Raw genomic sequence first — 16,056 nt, 5'->3', positions numbered from 1 at the left:
CTGCACCACCAGGCATGCCCAGGCGAGGGAGACCACCGTGCCGCAGATTCATGGCCACTGCGACGACCGATTCTCAGGTGTGCGCGCCGCATTCGAAGCGAATTTCCGGGAGCGCCACGAACTCGGCGCGGCCGTCACCGTCCTGGTCGGCGGTGAACCCGTGGCCGACCTCTGGGGCGGCTGGGCCGACGAGGCCCGTACCCGTCCCTGGGAACGGGAGACCCTGGTCAACGTCTGGTCCACCAGCAAGGGCCCGACCGCGCTCTGCGCCCACATCCTCGCCGACCGGGGGCTGCTCGACTTCGACGCCCCCGTCGCCATGTACTGGCCGGAATTCGCCGCGGCCGGCAAGGAAGCCGTTCTCGTACGCCATCTGCTCTCGCACCGCTCGGGTGTGGCCGGGCTGCGCGAGCCGCACAGCCTGGCCGAGCTCTACGACTGGGAGGTGACCACCACCCGGCTGGCTGCGACCGAGCCCTGGTGGGAGCCCGGAACCCGATCGGGATACCACGCGCTCTCGTACGGCTTCCTGGTCGGTGAGGTCGTCCGCCGGATCACCGGACTGCTGCCGGGCGAGTTTCTCCGGCAGGAGGTCACCGGACCGCTCGGCATCGACTTCACCATCGGCCTTCCGGAGAAGGAGGCGGACCGCGTCGCGGAGCTCGTCGTGCCGAAGTCCGTCGCGGGCGAGCAGGCGGCGCTGTTCGCCCGGATGGCGCCGGTGGCCGTCGCTTCGCTGCTCAACCCGCCCACCGGCGCGCCCGCAGCCAACACGCCCGAGTGGCGGGCTGCCGAGATCCCCGCGGCCAACGGCCACGGCACCGCCCGCGCCGTCGCCGCGCTGTACGGGATCTTCGCCGGCCGGGGCCGGCTAGGCGACCGGCGGATCCTCTCCGAGGGGGCTGCCGAGCGAGCCCGCGAAGGTCAGGGCAGCTGCCGGGACCTGGTGCTCGGCATCGGCTTCGACCACGACACGGAGATCGCCCTCGGCCTGTGGCTGAGCGGCCCACAGGGTTCGTACGGCCCCAACCCGCGCGCCTTCGGCCACGACGGTGCGGGCGGCTCCTGCGGGCTCGCCGACCCGGAGGCGGGCGTCGCCCTCGGGTACGTCATGAACCGGATGGGCCCGCGCATCGCCGACGACCCGCGCAAGATGGCGCTGATCGAGGCGGTGTACGAGGCGCTCTGAAGCGACCCCGCGGCCGGTCCGGTTCCCCGGCCGGCCGCGAGGGCGCTTCACAGGTGTCGGGCACTCGGGCCTCTGCGTCGGCCACAAGGAGACGTGTGCCGTGGCGGGCTCCAGTACGTGTGTCTGTATGTGCTGCGGGGTGCGGTTCAGGCGAGCTGGGTGGGCTCGTCCCGGAGTCCGGCCCCGGTCTGCTCCCGGATTTCCTGGTCGTCCGCGTGACCGTGCACCGACACGGCCAGATCACTGGTGGCGCGGACCACTTCCTCCGGCTCACCGGAGAGGGCAAGGGTGCATTTCGTCTCGCTGGGGTACTCCTGGCAGTCGGTGACCTTCCGCATGAGGTACCTCCTTGCTCCCTTCCACTCTATTGCGGCCGTTCGTGCCGGGTCAGTCCTCCTGGCGTGCGCGGGCGACGGCGAGCGTGACGGCCTCGGCGATGCCGGTCTCCGCGGTCGCCTTGTCGATGCCCAGCCCGCTCAGCACGCCCGAGCCGTCCTCGTGCTCCAGCAGGGCGAGCAGGATGTGCTCCGTGCCCACGTAGTTGTGGCCCATCCGCAGGGCCTCCCGGAACGTCAGCTCGAGCACCTTGCGGGCCCCGGCGTCGTACGGGATGAGCTCCGGGAGCTCGTCGGCTGCGGCCGGCAGCGCCTCGGTCGCGGCCCGGCGGACGGAGTCCGGCGCGATGCCCTGCGCCTTGATGAATGCCGCCGCGAGCCCGTCCGGCTCGCTGAGCAGCCCGAGTGCCAGATGCTCGGGCAGGATCTCGTCGTTGCCCGCGGCGCGGGCCTCGTTCTGTGCGGCCATCACGACGTTCCGCGCCCGCGGGGTGAACCGGCTGAACCCCTGACCGGGGTCGAGGTCCGAGGGTTCGCCGGGGGCCTTGGCGACGAAGCGCTTCTGGGCCGCCTGCCGGGTGACCCCCATGCTCTTGCCGATCTCCGTCCAGGAGGCTCCGGAGCGCCGGGCCTGGTCGACGAAGTGGCCGATCAGATGGTCGGCCACGTCACCGAGGTGGTCGGCGGCGATGACCGCGTCCGAGAGCTGCTCGAGAGCGCCGGAGTGGACATTTTTGATGGCTTCGATCAGGTCGTCGAGCCGGACCGGATTCGTCATGCGTACGGGATTCGTCATGCGTCAACCGTAGGTTGACGGCCGTGCAGTGTCAACCATCGGTTGACACTGCACGGAAGGGAGAGCGCGTGCGCGGACGCGCAGAGCGCGCCGGACCGGCAGGTGGCCGGTCCGACGCGCTCGGGTGCGGTTCTCGATGGGAGGGGCGGTGTGGCGTCCGGAGGGGGCCAGGAGGCGTGGTCCATCCCGGCCAGGCACCTCAGGCGCGCCCGCGAGTCCCTCGTGCGGTCAGAGAACGCCGCAGTCGGCGATGGTGACCTTCGCCCGGGTCTTGCCGCTCTGCGAGCCGTAGCTCTCGATCTTCTTGACCAGGTCCATGCTCTCCTGGCCGTCGACCTCGCCGAACACGACGTGCTTGCCGTCCAGCCACGACGTCACGATCGTGGTGATGAAGAACTGCGAGCCGTTGCTGTTCGGGCCCGCGTTCGCCATCGAGAGCAGACCGGGCTTGGTGTGCGTGAGCTTGAAGTTCTCGTCGGCGAACTTCTCGCCGTAGATGCTCTTGCCGCCGCGGCCGTCGCCGCTGGTGAAGTCGCCGCCCTGGAGCATGAAGTCGGGGATGACCCGGTGGAAGGAGGAGCCCTTGTAGCCGAAGCCCTTCTCGCCGGTCGCCAGCGCGCGGAAGTTCTCCGCCGTCTTCGGGACCACGTCGTCGAACAGGTTGAACGTGATCCGCCCGGCGGGCTCGTCATTGATGGTGATGTCGAAAAAAACCTTGGTCGTCATGGTTCCATCCTGACATCCGGGCTGTCGACCACCACCGCACGGGGTGGTCCGAGGGCCCGATCGCCCGGGGACGACCGGGTGGGCCGGGAGTGGGACCCTTGTGGGCGGCGGGCGACAGCGTGAGCTGATGGTGCATCGGAAAGGGTTGCGCGAGGCCTCTTCGCCCTCGCTCCGGATCGCAGTCCACACTGATGTGTCGAGCACGGCCACCGCTCCCCCCTCCCGCATCCCACCGCGGACGCGACCGGTATGTGTACACCCAGCCCCGCGAGACGGTGCCCCACCTCGGCTCCACCTCACCGGTCAAGGACGCCCATGCGACGTTCCACCCTCATCACCCGGGCCCTCGGCAGCGCCGCTCTGGTCTGCGCCGCCGTGGCCTTGTCCCTGGTCTTCGTGCGCCACGACGCGCCCGCCCCGATTCAGCGGTGCGGCCTGTTCTTCGTTGCGGCCTTTGCATAAAACTGCAGCGATGCGTATAGTCATGCCATCGACGAGGAGGATTTCGATGCCGGTACGTGCAGCGGTAGCAGGAGCAAGCGGATACGCCGGCGGGGAGCTGCTCCGTCTGCTGCTGGTTCATCCCGACGTCGAGATCGGTGCCCTCACCGGCAACACCAACGCTGGGCAGAAGCTCGGCGCCCTGCAGCCCCATCTGCGGCCGCTCGCCGACCGGGTGCTGCAGCCGACCACCGCCGAGGTCCTCGCCGGGCACGATGTCGTCTTTCTCGCCCTCCCGCACGGGCAGTCCGCCGCCGTCGCGCAGCAGCTCGGTGACGAGGTGCTCGTCGTCGACATGGGCGCCGACTTCCGGCTGACGGACGCCGCCGACTGGGAGAAGTTCTACGGGTCGCCGCATGCCGGGACCTGGCCCTACGGTCTGCCCGAACTGCCCGGGGCCCGCGCCGCACTGGCGGGGTCCAAGCGGATCGCGGTGCCCGGCTGCTACCCGACGGCCGTCTCCCTCGCGCTCTTCCCGGCGTACGCGGCCCAGCTCGCCGAGCCCGAGGCCGTGATCGTCGCCGCGTCCGGGACCTCCGGGGCCGGCAAGGCGGCCAAGCCGCATCTGCTCGGTTCCGAGGTGATGGGCAACATGTCCCCGTACGGCGTCGGCGGTGTCCACCGGCACACCCCGGAAATGATCCAGAACCTCAGCGCCGCGGCCGGTGAGCCGGTCACGGTCTCCTTCACGCCGACCCTCGCGCCGATGCCCCGGGGCATCCTCGCCACGTGCAGCGCAAAGGCGAAGCCGGGTGTGAGTGCCGAGTCGGTTCGTACCGCGTACGAGAAGGCGTTCGCCGAGGAACCGTTCGTCGATCTGCTCCCCGAGGGGGAGTGGCCCGCCACAGCGTCCGTCTACGGTTCCAACGCCGTACAGATCCAGGTCGCCTACGACGAGGCGGCAGGCCGGATCATCGTCATCAGCGCCATCGACAACCTTGCCAAGGGCACCGCCGGCGGCGCTCTGCAGAGCATGAACATCGCCCTCGGACTTCCCGAGGACACTGGTCTTTCCACGATCGGAGTGGCACCGTGAGCGTCACGGCAGCACAGGGGTTCTCGGCGGCCGGTATCGCCGCGGGGATCAAGGAGAGCGGCAACCCGGATCTGGCCCTCGTGGTCAACAACGGGCCGCGCCGCGCCGCCGCGGGAGTCTTCACCTCCAACCGCGTGAAGGCCGCCCCCGTCCTCTGGTCGGAGCAGGTCCTCAAGGGCGGCGAAGTATCCGCCGTCGTTCTCAACTCCGGTGGCGCCAACGCCTGTACGGGCCCGCAGGGCTTCCAGGACACCCACGCCACCGCCGAGAAGGCGGCCGAGGTCCTGGTCGGCCACAGCGCCGGTGAGATCGCCGTCGCCTCGACCGGACTGATCGGCACGCTGCTCCCGATGGACAAGCTGCTGCCCGGCATCGAGACCGCCGCCGCGGCGCTGAGCGAGCACGGCGGTGAGAAGGCCGCCATCGCGATCAAGACCACGGACACCGTCCACAAGACCGCCGTCGCGGGCGGCAAGGGCTGGACCGTCGGCGGGATGGCCAAGGGCGCGGGCATGCTCGCGCCGGGACTTGCCACCATGCTGGTCGTCCTCACCACCGACGCCGATGTGGACGCGGCCGGTCTCGACACCGCGCTGCGCGCCGCCACCCGAACCACCTTCGACCGGGTCGACTCGGACGGCTGCATGTCGACCAACGACACCGTGCTGCTGCTGGCCTCCGGTGCGAGCGGTATCACCCCGGAACAGGGCGAGTTCGCGGAGGCCGTACGGACCGTCTGCGCCGACCTGGCCCGGCAGCTGATCGGTGACGCCGAGGGTGCCTCGAAGGACATCCGGATCGAGGTCATCAACGCCGCGACCGAGGACGATGCCGTCGAGGTGGGCCGCTCCATCGCGCGTAACAACCTCCTCAAGTGCGCCATCCACGGCGAGGACCCCAACTGGGGCCGGGTCCTCTCCGCGATCGGCACGACGAAGGCGGCCTTCGAGCCCGACCAGCTGAATGTCGCCATCAACGGCGTCTGGGTCTGCAAGAACGGCGGCGTAGGCGAGGACCGCGACCTCGTCGACATGCGCTACCGGGAGGTCGAGATCACCGCCGACCTGGCCGCCGGAACCGAGTCCGCGGTCATCTGGGCCAACGACCTCACCGCGGACTACGTCCACGAGAACAGCGCGTACAGCTCATGAGCGCGGCGCGGAAACACACCGCACTCCCGAAGGCGGAGATCCTCATCGAGGCGCTGCCCTGGCTGACCCGGCACAACGGCAAGACCGTCGTCATCAAGTTCGGTGGCAACGCCATGATCGACGAGGAGCTGAAGGCGGCCTTCGCCCAGGACGTCGTCTTCCTGCGGCAGGCCGGCCTCAAGCCCGTTGTCGTGCACGGCGGTGGCCCGCAGATCAGTGCCCAGCTCGACAAGCAGGGCCTGGTCAGCGAGTTCAAGGCCGGGCTGCGCGTCACCACGCCCGAGGCGATGGACGTCGTACGGATGGTGCTGGCCGGACAGGTCCAGCGCGAGCTCGTCGGCCTGCTCAACCAGCACGGGCCGCTCGCCGTCGGCATGACCGGCGAGGACGCCCACACCATCACCGCCACCCGGCACCGCCCCACCATCGACGGTGAACTCGTCGACATCGGCCGGGTCGGCGAGATCACCGCGATCGACACCGGGGCCATCCAGGCGTTGCTCGACGACGGCCGGATCCCGGTCGTCTCCTCCATCGCGCGCTCCGCCGACGACAACCACGTCTACAACGTCAACGCCGACACCGCGGCCGCCGCGCTCGCCGCCGCGCTGAACGCGGAGACGCTGATGGTCCTCACCGACGTCGAGGGCCTCTACGAGGACTGGCCCAACAGCGACGACGTGATCAGCAGACTCACCGCGACCGAGCTGGAGAAGCTGCTGCCGGAGCTGTCCAGCGGCATGGTCCCGAAGATGCAGGGCTGCCTGCACGCCGTACGCAACGGTGTCGAGACCGCCCGTGTCATCGACGGCCGGGTCCAGCACTCGATCCTGCTGGAAATCTTCACCGACGAAGGCATCGGCACGATGGTCGTGCCCGACGCAGCCGACGTACCCGACGCACAGGGGGAAGCATGACCAACGCCGAGCTTTCGCAGCGCTGGCAGGGCTCGCTCATGGATAACTACGGCACCCCGCAGCTCTCCCTGGTGCGCGGCGAAGGCGCCCGTGTCCGGGACGCCGACGGCACCGAGTACCTCGACTTCGTCGGCGGCATCGCGGTGAACGCGCTGGGCCACGCCCACCCCGCTGTCGTCGAGGCCGTCTCCACCCAGATCGCCTCGCTGGGCCATGTCTCCAACCTCTTCATCGCCGAACCGCCCGTCGCGCTCGCCGAACGGCTCCTCCAGCTCTTCGGCCGGACCGGCCGCGTCTACTTCTCCAACTCGGGCGCCGAGGCCAACGAGGCCGCCTTCAAGATCGGCCGGCTCACCGGTCGGACCCATATGGTCGCCACCGACGGCGGTTTCCACGGCCGGACCATGGGCGCGCTCGCCCTCACCGGCCAGCCGAAGAAGCGGGAGCCCTTCCTTCCGCTGCCCGGTGACGTCACACATGTGCCGTACGGCGATGTCGACGCCCTCCGGGCCGAGGTGACCACCGACACCGCGCTGGTGATCATCGAGCCCATCCAGGGTGAGAACGGTGTGGTCGTGCCGCCCAAGGGCTATCTGGAGGCCGCCCGGGAGATCACCCGGGCCACCGGCACCCTGCTCGTCCTCGACGAGGTGCAGACCGGTATCGGCCGGTGCGGCCAGTGGTTCGAGCACCAGGCCCACCAGGGCGTCGAGCCCGACATCGTCACCCTCGCCAAGGGGCTCGGCGGCGGGCTGCCGATCGGCGCCACCGTCGCCTTCGGCGCGACGGCCGACCTGCTGAAGCCCGGTCAGCACGGCACGACGTTCGGCGGCAACCCGATCGCCTGCGCCGCCGGTCTCGCCGTCCTGGACACGCTCGCCGCCGACGGCGCCCTGGACCGGGTGAAGCGGCTCGGCGAGCGGATCCGGGAAGGTGTAGAAGCCCTGGGGCACCCATTGGTCTCCCACGTCCGTGGCTCCGGTCTGTTGCTGGGTATCGTGCTCACCGAGCCCCTTGCGCCGCAGGTGCAACAGGCGGCTCAGGGAGCCGGACTCCTGGTGAACGTGCCCGCCCCCGATGTCGTACGGCTCATGCCGCCGCTGATCATCGGTGACGCAGAGGTGGATGCGTTCCTGGCGGCACTGCCCGGCGCTCTCGACGCGGCACACGGGGACGGACAATCCGGAGAGAAGCGCTCCGGAGAATGAGGCGACGACGATGACCGAGGCGCAGGAATCCGAGTTCGGCGGGCCGTCCGTGCCGCAGACCCGCACGGCACGCCACCGCCGGATCGTGGACATCCTGAACCGGCTGCCGGTGCGCTCGCAGAGCCAGCTGGCGAAGCTCCTGGCCGACGACGGACTGAGCGTCACCCAGGCGACGCTCTCCCGCGATCTGGACGAACTGGGCGCGGTGAAGATCCGCAACACCGGCGGCGAGCTGATCTACGCCGTGCCGAGCGAGGGCGGCTTCCGCACCCCGCAGGCACCGCTCGGCGAGTCCGCCAAGGAGGAGCGGATGGGGCGCCTCTCCTCCGAACTGCTCATCTCGGCGGAGGCCTCGGCCAACCTCGTGGTGCTGCGCACGCCTCCGGGCGCGGCCCAGTTCCTGGCCTCGGCCATCGACCAGGCGGAGCTGCACGACGTCCTCGGCACCATCGCGGGCGACGACACGCTGATGCTGATCAGCCGCGACCCGGCAGGCGGTCAGGCGCTCGCCGACCACATGCTGCGGCTGGCGCAGAACGGTCGCTGAGCGGCCCGGAGAGACGGATCAGTAGCGGGTGATCGCGGTCGTGCCCGAGTGGGTCCCGATCGCGATGTGCGGGCGGCGGGCCGGGTCCGCCCAGGCCAGGATCCGGTCCATCGAGGGCGCCGGTACGGAGACACAGCCGGCGGTCGCACCGCTCCCGTTCACATGCAGGAATACCCCCGCACCCCGCCCGCGCACCGGCCGGTCGTAGTTGAACCCGATGACCAGCGCGCGGGCGTACTGCTTCGGGTACGCGATCAGATGCTCGGCCTCGCCGGCCCCGCAGTCCGCGGGCAGCGGCTCCACCCAGCGGTTGTAGGCCCGCGCCGCGTTGTCCTGGCACCACCATGACCGGTCGCCTGCCCTGCGGTACGGATAGCGGGTCCCGGCCGGGACCGCCTCGACGCCGAAGGCGTACGGCAGGTCGTACAGACCGGTGGGCGTGGTGTTCGTGCCCTGGACCCGCTTGTCCCCCTCGGTCAGCCCCTTCGCCCCGAACCGGGCCGGCGCGGACCCGGCCCGGACCCACTTCCCCGACTGCAGGTCCCACCAGCTGACGGTGCCCGTGGTGGATCCCGTGCCGGGTGCCTCGGCCGTGATCAGCTGCGAGCCGCCGCCCGTGTCGGCCAGCCGCTCCGGGAGCGGGGGCGTATCGGCGGGGCCGGCTGCCGACGAACCCACGAGGGCGAGCAGAACCGACCCGGTCACCAGGGATGTGCGCATGGACCGGACGGTAGACCCGGCGGCGCCGGCCCACCGTCGCATGCACTCCGTACGGCCCAACGGCTCAGTCCGCGGTGGGCATCACCGGCAGCGGGAGCGGCAGTCCCGGCAGCCCGTCGATGCTCGCCGCGATGTACTCCTTCTTGCCGAAGTACTCGCTGAGCGAGGTGTCGTCCTCGCGCGCGAAGCGCTGGGCGTGCAGCGGCCGGTCCTCCTCGTAGGACATGTACGGCACCGCGAATCCGCAGGTGTCCCGGATCAGCTCGGCCGTCACCACGATGATCGCGCGCAGCCCGTGCGGGGCCGGGTCGACGGGAAAACGGCCGAGCAGCCCCGGGAACCGCGGATCGTCGCGGAAGACCGGCTCTCCGCGACCGTGCACCCGCACGATGTTCGGCGGCCCCTGGAAGGCACACCACATCAGGGTGATGCGACCGTTCTCACGGAGATGGGCCACGGTCTCCGCGTTGCTCCCGGCGAAGTCCAGATAGGCCACGGTCCGGTCGTCGAGGACCACGAAGGAGCCGCTGACACCTTTGGGGGAGAGGTTGACCGTGCCGTCACCGCCGAGAGGGGCGGTCGCGGTGAAGAAGATGTGCTGCTCCTCGATGAAGGTCCTGAGCCGTCCGTCGATACGTGCGTACGTCTTTCCCATGAGGCGATTATCGGCGCCAATGGGGTGTCCGGCAGTGGCATTTCAGCCGGCGGGACGCCGCTGCCGGACCGCCGCGCGGACGTGGGCCCGCAGCAGCCGCTCCGCCGCCACGCGCAGCGCACGCGGCCGGTCCGGCCCGGTCCTGACGAGCAGCCACTCGTGCGGTATCCGGTCGGCGTCCGGCAGCAGAGTCTGCGTCACCGCCCGGACGACGGCGGGTGACGGATCGTCGAGGAGGGGCTGCAGCTGTTCGTGCCGCACCGCGGCGAGCGCGCGCAGACCGGTGACGGCGTGGACGCGGACTGCGGGCACAGGGTGCGTCAGCAGGGACCACAACGCCGGGGCGTCCTCCCTGGTGCCGCACTCGCCGAGCCCGGCGGGGGCTGCGGGGCAGGCGGCCGGGTCGGCGCACATCGACCGGTAGAGGGGGAGCGGATCGATGCCGCCCTGCCGCAGTACATAGCGGGCACAGGCCCGTACGACCCCGGACCGGTCGGCGAGGAACGCCGCGGCCTCGCCCTGCCGCCCGGCCCGCCGCAGCGCGGTGACACCGGCGGCCCGTACCTGGGGCGACCGCGCGGACAGCAGCGGGCCCAGCACCTCGTCGTACGCCCCGTCCCGCGTCCCCGCGATCGCAGCCTCCGCACACAGCGTCTGGATGCGCACATCGTCCGAGGCGGCGGCTGCGGTGCGGGCCAGCGTCGCCGGGGCGAGGAGACCGCGATCGACCGCGATGCGGTACGCGAACCGGCGTGTGGCCCGGTCCTCGCTCGTGAGCAGCGTCACGACGTCCTCGGCCGGCCCTTCGCGCAATGCATGCTCCAGCCGTTCGCGGGCAAAGTCGCCCTGCTCGCGCCTGGACAGCCGCAGCACCAGCGCGGTCAGCGGCGGCAGCTCCCGGTCGGGAATCTCCGAGAACAGTGTCCGAGCCCGGTCGCGCACCGGGCCGGCCCAGTCCGCGCAGCGCACGATCAGGAGCGGACGCAGAGCCGGCGACCGGGCGACCCACTCGAGTGCCGCCTCCCGGATCCGGCCGTCCGGATGGCAGAGCGTGACGGCGAGCAACGGCTCGTCCGGAGGTGTCCTGGACACATTCACCGAGGGCAGCGGGGCGTCCCAGTTCCAGCGCAGTCTCCGACGGCGGGTCCAGTCGCGCGACAGGAGCAGCCCGGGCGCCTCGTACGTCAGGATCCGTACCCCGAGATCGAGGGCCGTCCAGGCCTCTGCCGACGAGGTGTCCAGTGCTTCCCGGAGCGGTATGCCCCGGGCCAGCCGTTCAGCGGCCTCGTAGTCGTTGCTCATCACGCGCCCCCAGGTATGCGGAGGTCGATCGTAGAGGTCCGCACGGTGTCCCGGCCCGGCATTTACGGTCCGGCTCGCGCGTTCGGGTGAGCCGTTGATCAGCGGCTTTGACAAACCATACGGAGGACTGCATAGTTATACCCAACAGTGAATGCACCGTAAGGAGAAACCCGTGACCGAGCGCGTCGTACTCGCCTACTCGGGCGGCCTGGACACCTCCGTCGCCATCGGCTGGATCGCCGAGGAGACGGGCGCCGAGGTCATCGCCGTTGCCGTGGATGTCGGCCAGGGCGGCGAGGACCTGGACGTCATTCGTAAGCGCGCGCTCGCCTGCGGTGCCGTCGAGGCCGAGGTCGCGGACGCCAAGGACGAGTTCGCCGAGGAGTACTGTCTCCCGGCGATCAAGGCCAACGCCCTCTACATGGACCGCTACCCGCTGGTGTCGGCCCTCTCCAGGCCGACCATCGTCAAGCACCTCGTCGCCGCCGCCCACAAGCACAACGCCGGCATCGTCGCCCACGGCTGCACCGGCAAGGGCAACGACCAGGTCCGCTTCGAGGCCGGCATCTCTGCGCTCGGCCCCGACCTGAAGTGCATCGCCCCGGTCCGTGACTACGCGATGACCCGGGACAAGGCGATCGCCTTCTGCGAGGAGAAGAACCTCCCGATCGCGACCACCAAGAAGTCCCCGTACTCGATCGACCAGAACGTCTTCGGGCGCGCCGTCGAGACGGGCTTCCTGGAGGACATCTGGAACGCCCCGATCGAGGACATCTACGAGTACACCCAGAACCCGGCCACCCCGCGCGAGGCCGACGAGGTCGTCATCTCCTTCAAGGAGGGCGTTCCGGTCGCCATCGACGGCAAGCCCGTCACCGTCCTCCAGGCGATCCAGCAGCTCAACGAGCGGGCCGGCGCCCAGGGCATCGGCCGGATCGACATGGTCGAGGACCGGCTCGTCGGCATCAAGTCCCGCGAGGTGTACGAGGCCCCCGGCGCGATCGCACTGATCACCGCCCACCAGGAGCTGGAGAACGTCACCGTCGAGCGCGAGCTGGCCCGCTACAAGCGGCAGGTCGAGCAGCGCTGGGGCGAGATGGTCTACGACGGCCTGTGGTTCTCCCCGCTCAAGCGCGCCCTGGACGGCTTCATCAACGAGGCCAACCAGCATGTCACCGGTGACATCCGGATGACGCTGCACGCCGGCCGCGCCGTCGTCACCGGCCGGAAGTCCAGCGAGTCGCTGTACGACTTCAACCTCGCCACCTACGACTCGGGCGACACGTTCGACCAGTCCAAGGCGCAGGGCTTCATCGAGATCTTCGGCCTTTCGTCGAAGATCGCCGCCAAGCGTGACCTGGCCTGACGCCACCCCGTTTACGTCTCCGCCTCCCCGTTCCTCCGCGGCGGGGAGGCGGTCGCACATCCACCCTCTTGTCTCTTGAGGAGCACGCAGTGAGCAATGGCAACGGCAACAGCGACGTACGCCTCTGGGGCGCCCGCTTCGCCGACGGTCCGGCCGAGGCGCTGGCGAAGCTGTCCGCCTCCGTCCACTTCGACTGGCGGCTCGCGCCGTACGACATCGCCGGCTCCCGCGCCCACGCTCGCGTCCTCAACAAGGCGGGTCTGCTCACCGAGGACGAGCTGACGCGCATGATCGCCGGCCTCGACCAGCTCGAAGCCGATGTCGCCGACGGTTCGTTCACCGGCACCATCGCCGACGAGGACGTCCACACCGCGCTGGAGCGTGGACTGCTGGAGCGCCTGGGCCCGGACCTCGGCGGCAAGCTGCGCGCCGGCCGGTCCCGCAACGACCAGATCGCTACGCTCTTCCGGATGTACCTGCGCGACCACGCCCGGATCATCGGCGGTCTGATCGCCGAGCTCCAGGACGCGCTGGTCGGTCTCGCCGAGGCCCACCCGGACGTCGCCATGCCGGGCCGGACGCACCTCCAGCACGCTCAGCCCGTCCTCTTCGCTCATCACGTCCTGGCCCACGTCCAGTCCCTGTCCCGGGACGCCGAGCGGCTGCGGCAGTGGGACGAGCGGACCGCCGTGTCCCCGTACGGCTCCGGCGCGCTCGCCGGCTCCTCGCTCGGCCTCGACCCGGAGGCGGTCGCCGCGGACCTCGGCTTCGAGAACGGTTCCGTCGCCAACTCCATCGACGGCACGGCCTCCCGCGACTTCGTCGCCGAGTTCGCGTTCATCACCGCGATGATCGGCGTCAACCTCTCCCGGATCGCGGAGGAGGTCATCATCTGGAACACGAAGGAGTTCTCCTTCGTCACCCTGCACGACGCCTTCTCCACCGGCTCGTCGATCATGCCGCAGAAGAAGAACCCGGACATCGCCGAGCTGGCCCGAGGTAAGTCCGGGCGTCTGATCGGCAACCTGACGGGCCTGATGGCCACGCTGAAGGCCCTCCCGCTCGCGTACAACCGAGACCTCCAGGAGGACAAGGAGCCGGTCTTCGACTCCTGTGACCAGCTCGAGGTCCTGCTGCCTGCCTTCACCGGCATGATGGCCACGCTGACCGTCAACCGCGAGCGGATGGAGGAGCTGGCCCCGGCGGGCTTCTCGCTCGCCACGGACATCGCCGAGTGGCTGGTCAAGAAGGGCGTCCCGTTCCGCGTCGCGCACGAGGTCGCGGGCGAGTGCGTCAAGGAGTGCGAGCAGCACGGCATCGAGCTCGACGAGCTCACCGACGAGCAGTTCGCGAAGATCTCCGAGCACCTCACCCCCGAGGTCCGCGCGGTCCTCAACGTGCCGGGCGCGCTCGCCGCCCGCGACGGACGCGGCGGTACGGCCCCGTCGGCCGTCGCCGTACAGCTCGCCGAGGTCAAGAACGACCTGGCGGCACAGCACGCGTGGGCCACCGCCCGTCAGTAGGTCACGGGAACGGCATCGCGGGCTACGTTGGTCGGGACGGAGTTACGGACCCGACCTACGAGGAGCCCGCGATGCCCTTCGCCCGCCTGGCCTCAGCGACGACCCCGACCGCCCATATCGGGCTCGGTCTGGCCGCGGTCGGCAGGCCCGCCTACATCAATCTCCACCGTGACCGGGACCTGCCCGGGACCCGCAGCGTCGAGGCACTGCGCGAGCACACCCATGAGCTTCTCGACGCCGCCTATGCGCAGGGCGTCCGCTACTTCGACGTCGCCCGCTCCTACGGTCGCGCCGAGGAGTTCCTCGGCGACTGGCTGACCACCCGCCCGGATGTGCGCGACGTCGTCATCGGCAGCAAATGGGGCTACACCTACACCGCCGACTGGAGCGTCGACGCCGAGGCGCACGAGGTCAAGGACCACAGCCTCGCCACCTTCGAACGCCAGCGTGCCGAGACCGAGGCGCTGCTGGGCGACCGGCTCGACCTCTACCAGATCCACTCCGTGACAGCCGACAGCCCGGCCCTCACCGACAAGGAACTGCACGAGCGGCTCGCCGCCCTCGCCGCCGACGGGGTCACCGTCGGTCTGTCCACCAGCGGCCCCGGCCAGGCGGACGCCATCCGCGCCGCCCTCGCCGTCACCGTCGACGGCGAGCCCCTCTTCCGTACCGTCCAGGCCACCTACAACGCCCTGGAGACGTCGGCCGGACAGGCGCTCGCCGAGGCGCACGACGCCGGGCTGACCGTGATCGTCAAGGAAGCGATGGCCAACGGCCGGCTCGCCGGAACGGAGGCCCCCGCCGTCGTCCAGGAGATCGCTGCGGAGGCGGGCCTCGGCAGCGACGCGGTCGCGCTCGCGCTCATCCTGCACCAGCCGTGGGCCGGCGTCGTCCTCTCCGGCGCGGCGACCGTCACCCAGCTCGTCAGCAACCTCCACGCCCCCGTTCTCGACCTCGACGAGCAGCGGCGGGACCGGCTGGACGCGCTGGTGGAGGAGCCCGAGGCGTACTGGCGCCACCGCGCGGGGCTGCCCTGGAGCTGACCGGCGAAGCGCGCCCCGATTCCTTGATCACCGGACTCTGCGTCACATCGGCCTGTCACATCGGTCTCGTTCGATTCGTCAGTGCAGTGACGGAACACGACGGAGGGATGGGCCTGTGGACGAGAACGAGTTTCTGGCGGAACGCTTCGAGGAGAACCGGACCCGTCTGAAGGCCGTGGCCCACCGGATGCTCGGTTCGCTGACCGAGGCGGACGACGCCGTCCAGGAAGCCTGGATCCGGCTCAGCCGCTCCGACGACCGGCAGATCGAGAACCTGAGCGGCTGGCTGACCACGGTCGTCGGCCGGGTCTGCCTGGACATGCTGCGCTCGCGCCGGTCCCGGCGCGAGGAACCCCTGGAGGCGCAGCCGGCGGGCGCCGACACCCCCGAGCCGGTCCTCGGCCCGCAGTCCGGAAGCGACCCCGAACATCAGGCGCTGGTCGCCGACTCGGTGGGGCTGGCGCTGCTCGTGGTCCTGGAGACCCTGGACCCCGCCGAACGGCTCGCCTTCGTGCTCCACGACATGTTCGCGGTGCCCTTCGACGAGATCGGTCGCATCGTGGACCGGACCCCGGCCGCGGCCCGGCAGCTCGCCAGCCGGGCTCGCCGCCGCGTCCAGGGCGTGGACCGGGTGCCGGACCCCGATCTCGCCCGCAAGCGTGAGGTCGTCGACGCGTTCCTGGCGGCCGCCCGGGGCGGTGACTTCGAGGCGCTCGTCGCCGTGCTTGCCCCGGACGTGGTGGCACGGTCCGACGGTGGCGCCGGCGGCGTCGGCGCTCCGTCGGTGGTGCGCGGGGCCGCTTCGGTCGCCCGCCAGGCGATCATGTTCGCACCGTTCGCGCGGTCGTCCCGGATGGCACTGGTCGACGGGGCCCCGGCAGTCATCTCGATCCGCGACGGGCAGCGGTTCTCGGTCATGCGGTTCACGATCGAGCGCGGCAAGGTCGTCGAGCTGTACGTGGTCAACGATCCGGCCCGTCTTCCCGAGCTGGATCTGACCGTCCTCGGCGACTGACGACGACCGGGGAAGGGCCGGGCAGA

Annotated in this window: 17 protein-coding genes; 11 read left to right on the top strand and 6 right to left on the bottom strand. The window is 70.5% G+C overall.

Annotated features, from left to right (window positions below):
- Positions 1–37 precede the first annotated feature (37 nt).
- Complete coding sequence (locus ACWCP8_RS08945) at positions 38–1,189, top strand: serine hydrolase domain-containing protein (RefSeq protein ID WP_451115038.1); 1,152 nt, start codon at positions 38–40, stop codon at positions 1,187–1,189.
- Between the two features lie 146 nt (positions 1,190–1,335).
- On the opposite strand, the gene ACWCP8_RS08940 is transcribed toward ACWCP8_RS08945, so the two are convergent.
- From ACWCP8_RS08940 to ACWCP8_RS08930, 3 genes are all read right to left on the bottom strand, one after another.
- On the bottom strand, positions 1,336–1,527 hold the full coding sequence (locus ACWCP8_RS08940) for a DUF1059 domain-containing protein (RefSeq protein WP_352266103.1): 192 nt from the start codon (positions 1,525–1,527) through the stop codon (positions 1,336–1,338).
- A gap of 49 nt (positions 1,528–1,576) precedes the next feature.
- Positions 1,577–2,320, bottom strand: coding sequence for a Clp protease N-terminal domain-containing protein (locus ACWCP8_RS08935; RefSeq protein ID WP_352266104.1), 744 nt, complete (start codon positions 2,318–2,320; stop codon positions 1,577–1,579).
- A 228-nt stretch (positions 2,321–2,548) separates the two neighbouring features.
- Positions 2,549–3,046, bottom strand: a complete 498-nt coding sequence (locus tag ACWCP8_RS08930) for a peptidylprolyl isomerase (protein WP_352266105.1) — start codon at positions 3,044–3,046, stop codon at positions 2,549–2,551.
- A gap of 315 nt (positions 3,047–3,361) precedes the next feature.
- Between ACWCP8_RS08930 and ACWCP8_RS08925 the strand changes: the two genes are divergently transcribed.
- Genes ACWCP8_RS08925 through ACWCP8_RS08900 form a run of 6 tightly spaced genes read left to right on the top strand, consistent with a single transcriptional unit; the run spans position 3,362 to position 8,406 of the window.
- On the top strand, positions 3,362–3,508 hold the full coding sequence (locus ACWCP8_RS08925) for a hypothetical protein (protein ID WP_451115035.1): 147 nt from the start codon (positions 3,362–3,364) through the stop codon (positions 3,506–3,508).
- A 46-nt stretch (positions 3,509–3,554) separates the two neighbouring features.
- A complete protein-coding gene (gene argC / locus ACWCP8_RS08920; RefSeq protein ID WP_352266106.1) occupies positions 3,555–4,583 on the top strand; it encodes an N-acetyl-gamma-glutamyl-phosphate reductase in 1,029 nt (342 codons plus the stop codon).
- Positions 4,580–5,734 carry a bifunctional glutamate N-acetyltransferase/amino-acid acetyltransferase ArgJ gene (gene argJ, locus ACWCP8_RS08915; protein WP_352266107.1) on the top strand — a complete coding sequence of 385 codons (1,155 nt, stop codon included), beginning with the start codon at positions 4,580–4,582 and terminating at the stop codon, positions 5,732–5,734. Before argC ends, argJ begins: the two co-directional genes overlap by 4 nt.
- Positions 5,731–6,651: an acetylglutamate kinase gene (gene argB / locus ACWCP8_RS08910; protein ID WP_030968605.1), complete on the top strand. Its 921-nt coding sequence runs from the start codon at positions 5,731–5,733 to the stop codon at positions 6,649–6,651. The genes argJ and argB overlap by 4 nt, the downstream gene beginning before the upstream one ends.
- Positions 6,648–7,859: an acetylornithine transaminase gene (locus ACWCP8_RS08905; protein WP_352266108.1), complete on the top strand. Its 1,212-nt coding sequence runs from the start codon at positions 6,648–6,650 to the stop codon at positions 7,857–7,859. Before argB ends, ACWCP8_RS08905 begins: the two co-directional genes overlap by 4 nt.
- Positions 7,860–7,869: 10 nt before the next feature.
- Positions 7,870–8,406, top strand: coding sequence for an arginine repressor (locus tag ACWCP8_RS08900; RefSeq protein ID WP_352266109.1), 537 nt, complete (start codon positions 7,870–7,872; stop codon positions 8,404–8,406).
- A gap of 18 nt (positions 8,407–8,424) precedes the next feature.
- Here the strand turns inward: ACWCP8_RS08900 and ACWCP8_RS08895 are convergent, their stop codons facing one another.
- The 3 genes from ACWCP8_RS08895 to ACWCP8_RS08885 form a co-directional block, all read right to left on the bottom strand.
- Positions 8,425–9,126, bottom strand: a complete 702-nt coding sequence (locus ACWCP8_RS08895) for a L,D-transpeptidase family protein (protein ID WP_382832515.1) — start codon at positions 9,124–9,126, stop codon at positions 8,425–8,427.
- Positions 9,127–9,190: 64 nt separating this feature from the next.
- Entirely contained in the window at positions 9,191–9,781 is a 591-nt protein-coding gene (locus ACWCP8_RS08890) for a pyridoxamine 5'-phosphate oxidase family protein (protein WP_355995469.1), read from the bottom strand.
- Between the two features lie 42 nt (positions 9,782–9,823).
- The gene (locus ACWCP8_RS08885; RefSeq protein ID WP_451115030.1) at positions 9,824–11,083 is read right to left on the bottom strand and encodes a hypothetical protein; all 1,260 of its coding nucleotides are present in this window, start codon (positions 11,081–11,083) and stop codon (positions 9,824–9,826) included.
- A 172-nt stretch (positions 11,084–11,255) separates the two neighbouring features.
- Between ACWCP8_RS08885 and ACWCP8_RS08880 the strand changes: the two genes are divergently transcribed.
- The 4 genes from ACWCP8_RS08880 (at position 11,256) to ACWCP8_RS08865 (ending at position 16,030) form a co-directional block, all read left to right on the top strand.
- On the top strand, positions 11,256–12,449 hold the full coding sequence (locus ACWCP8_RS08880; protein ID WP_451115029.1) for an argininosuccinate synthase: 1,194 nt from the start codon (positions 11,256–11,258) through the stop codon (positions 12,447–12,449).
- An 89-nt stretch (positions 12,450–12,538) separates the two neighbouring features.
- On the top strand, positions 12,539–13,972 hold the full coding sequence (gene argH / locus ACWCP8_RS08875) for an argininosuccinate lyase (protein ID WP_355995476.1): 1,434 nt from the start codon (positions 12,539–12,541) through the stop codon (positions 13,970–13,972).
- Positions 13,973–14,043: 71 nt separating this feature from the next.
- Positions 14,044–15,015: an aldo/keto reductase gene (locus ACWCP8_RS08870; RefSeq protein WP_451115026.1), complete on the top strand. Its 972-nt coding sequence runs from the start codon at positions 14,044–14,046 to the stop codon at positions 15,013–15,015.
- Between the two features lie 115 nt (positions 15,016–15,130).
- Positions 15,131–16,030, top strand: a complete 900-nt coding sequence (locus ACWCP8_RS08865) for a sigma-70 family RNA polymerase sigma factor (RefSeq protein WP_352266116.1) — start codon at positions 15,131–15,133, stop codon at positions 16,028–16,030.
- Positions 16,031–16,056: the final 26 nt, after the last annotated feature.

This window comes from Streptomyces sp. NPDC002206 (assembly GCF_053593595.1).
Note: the sequence above shows the minus strand (reverse complement) of the source record. Positions and strands in the feature narration are given on the sequence as shown.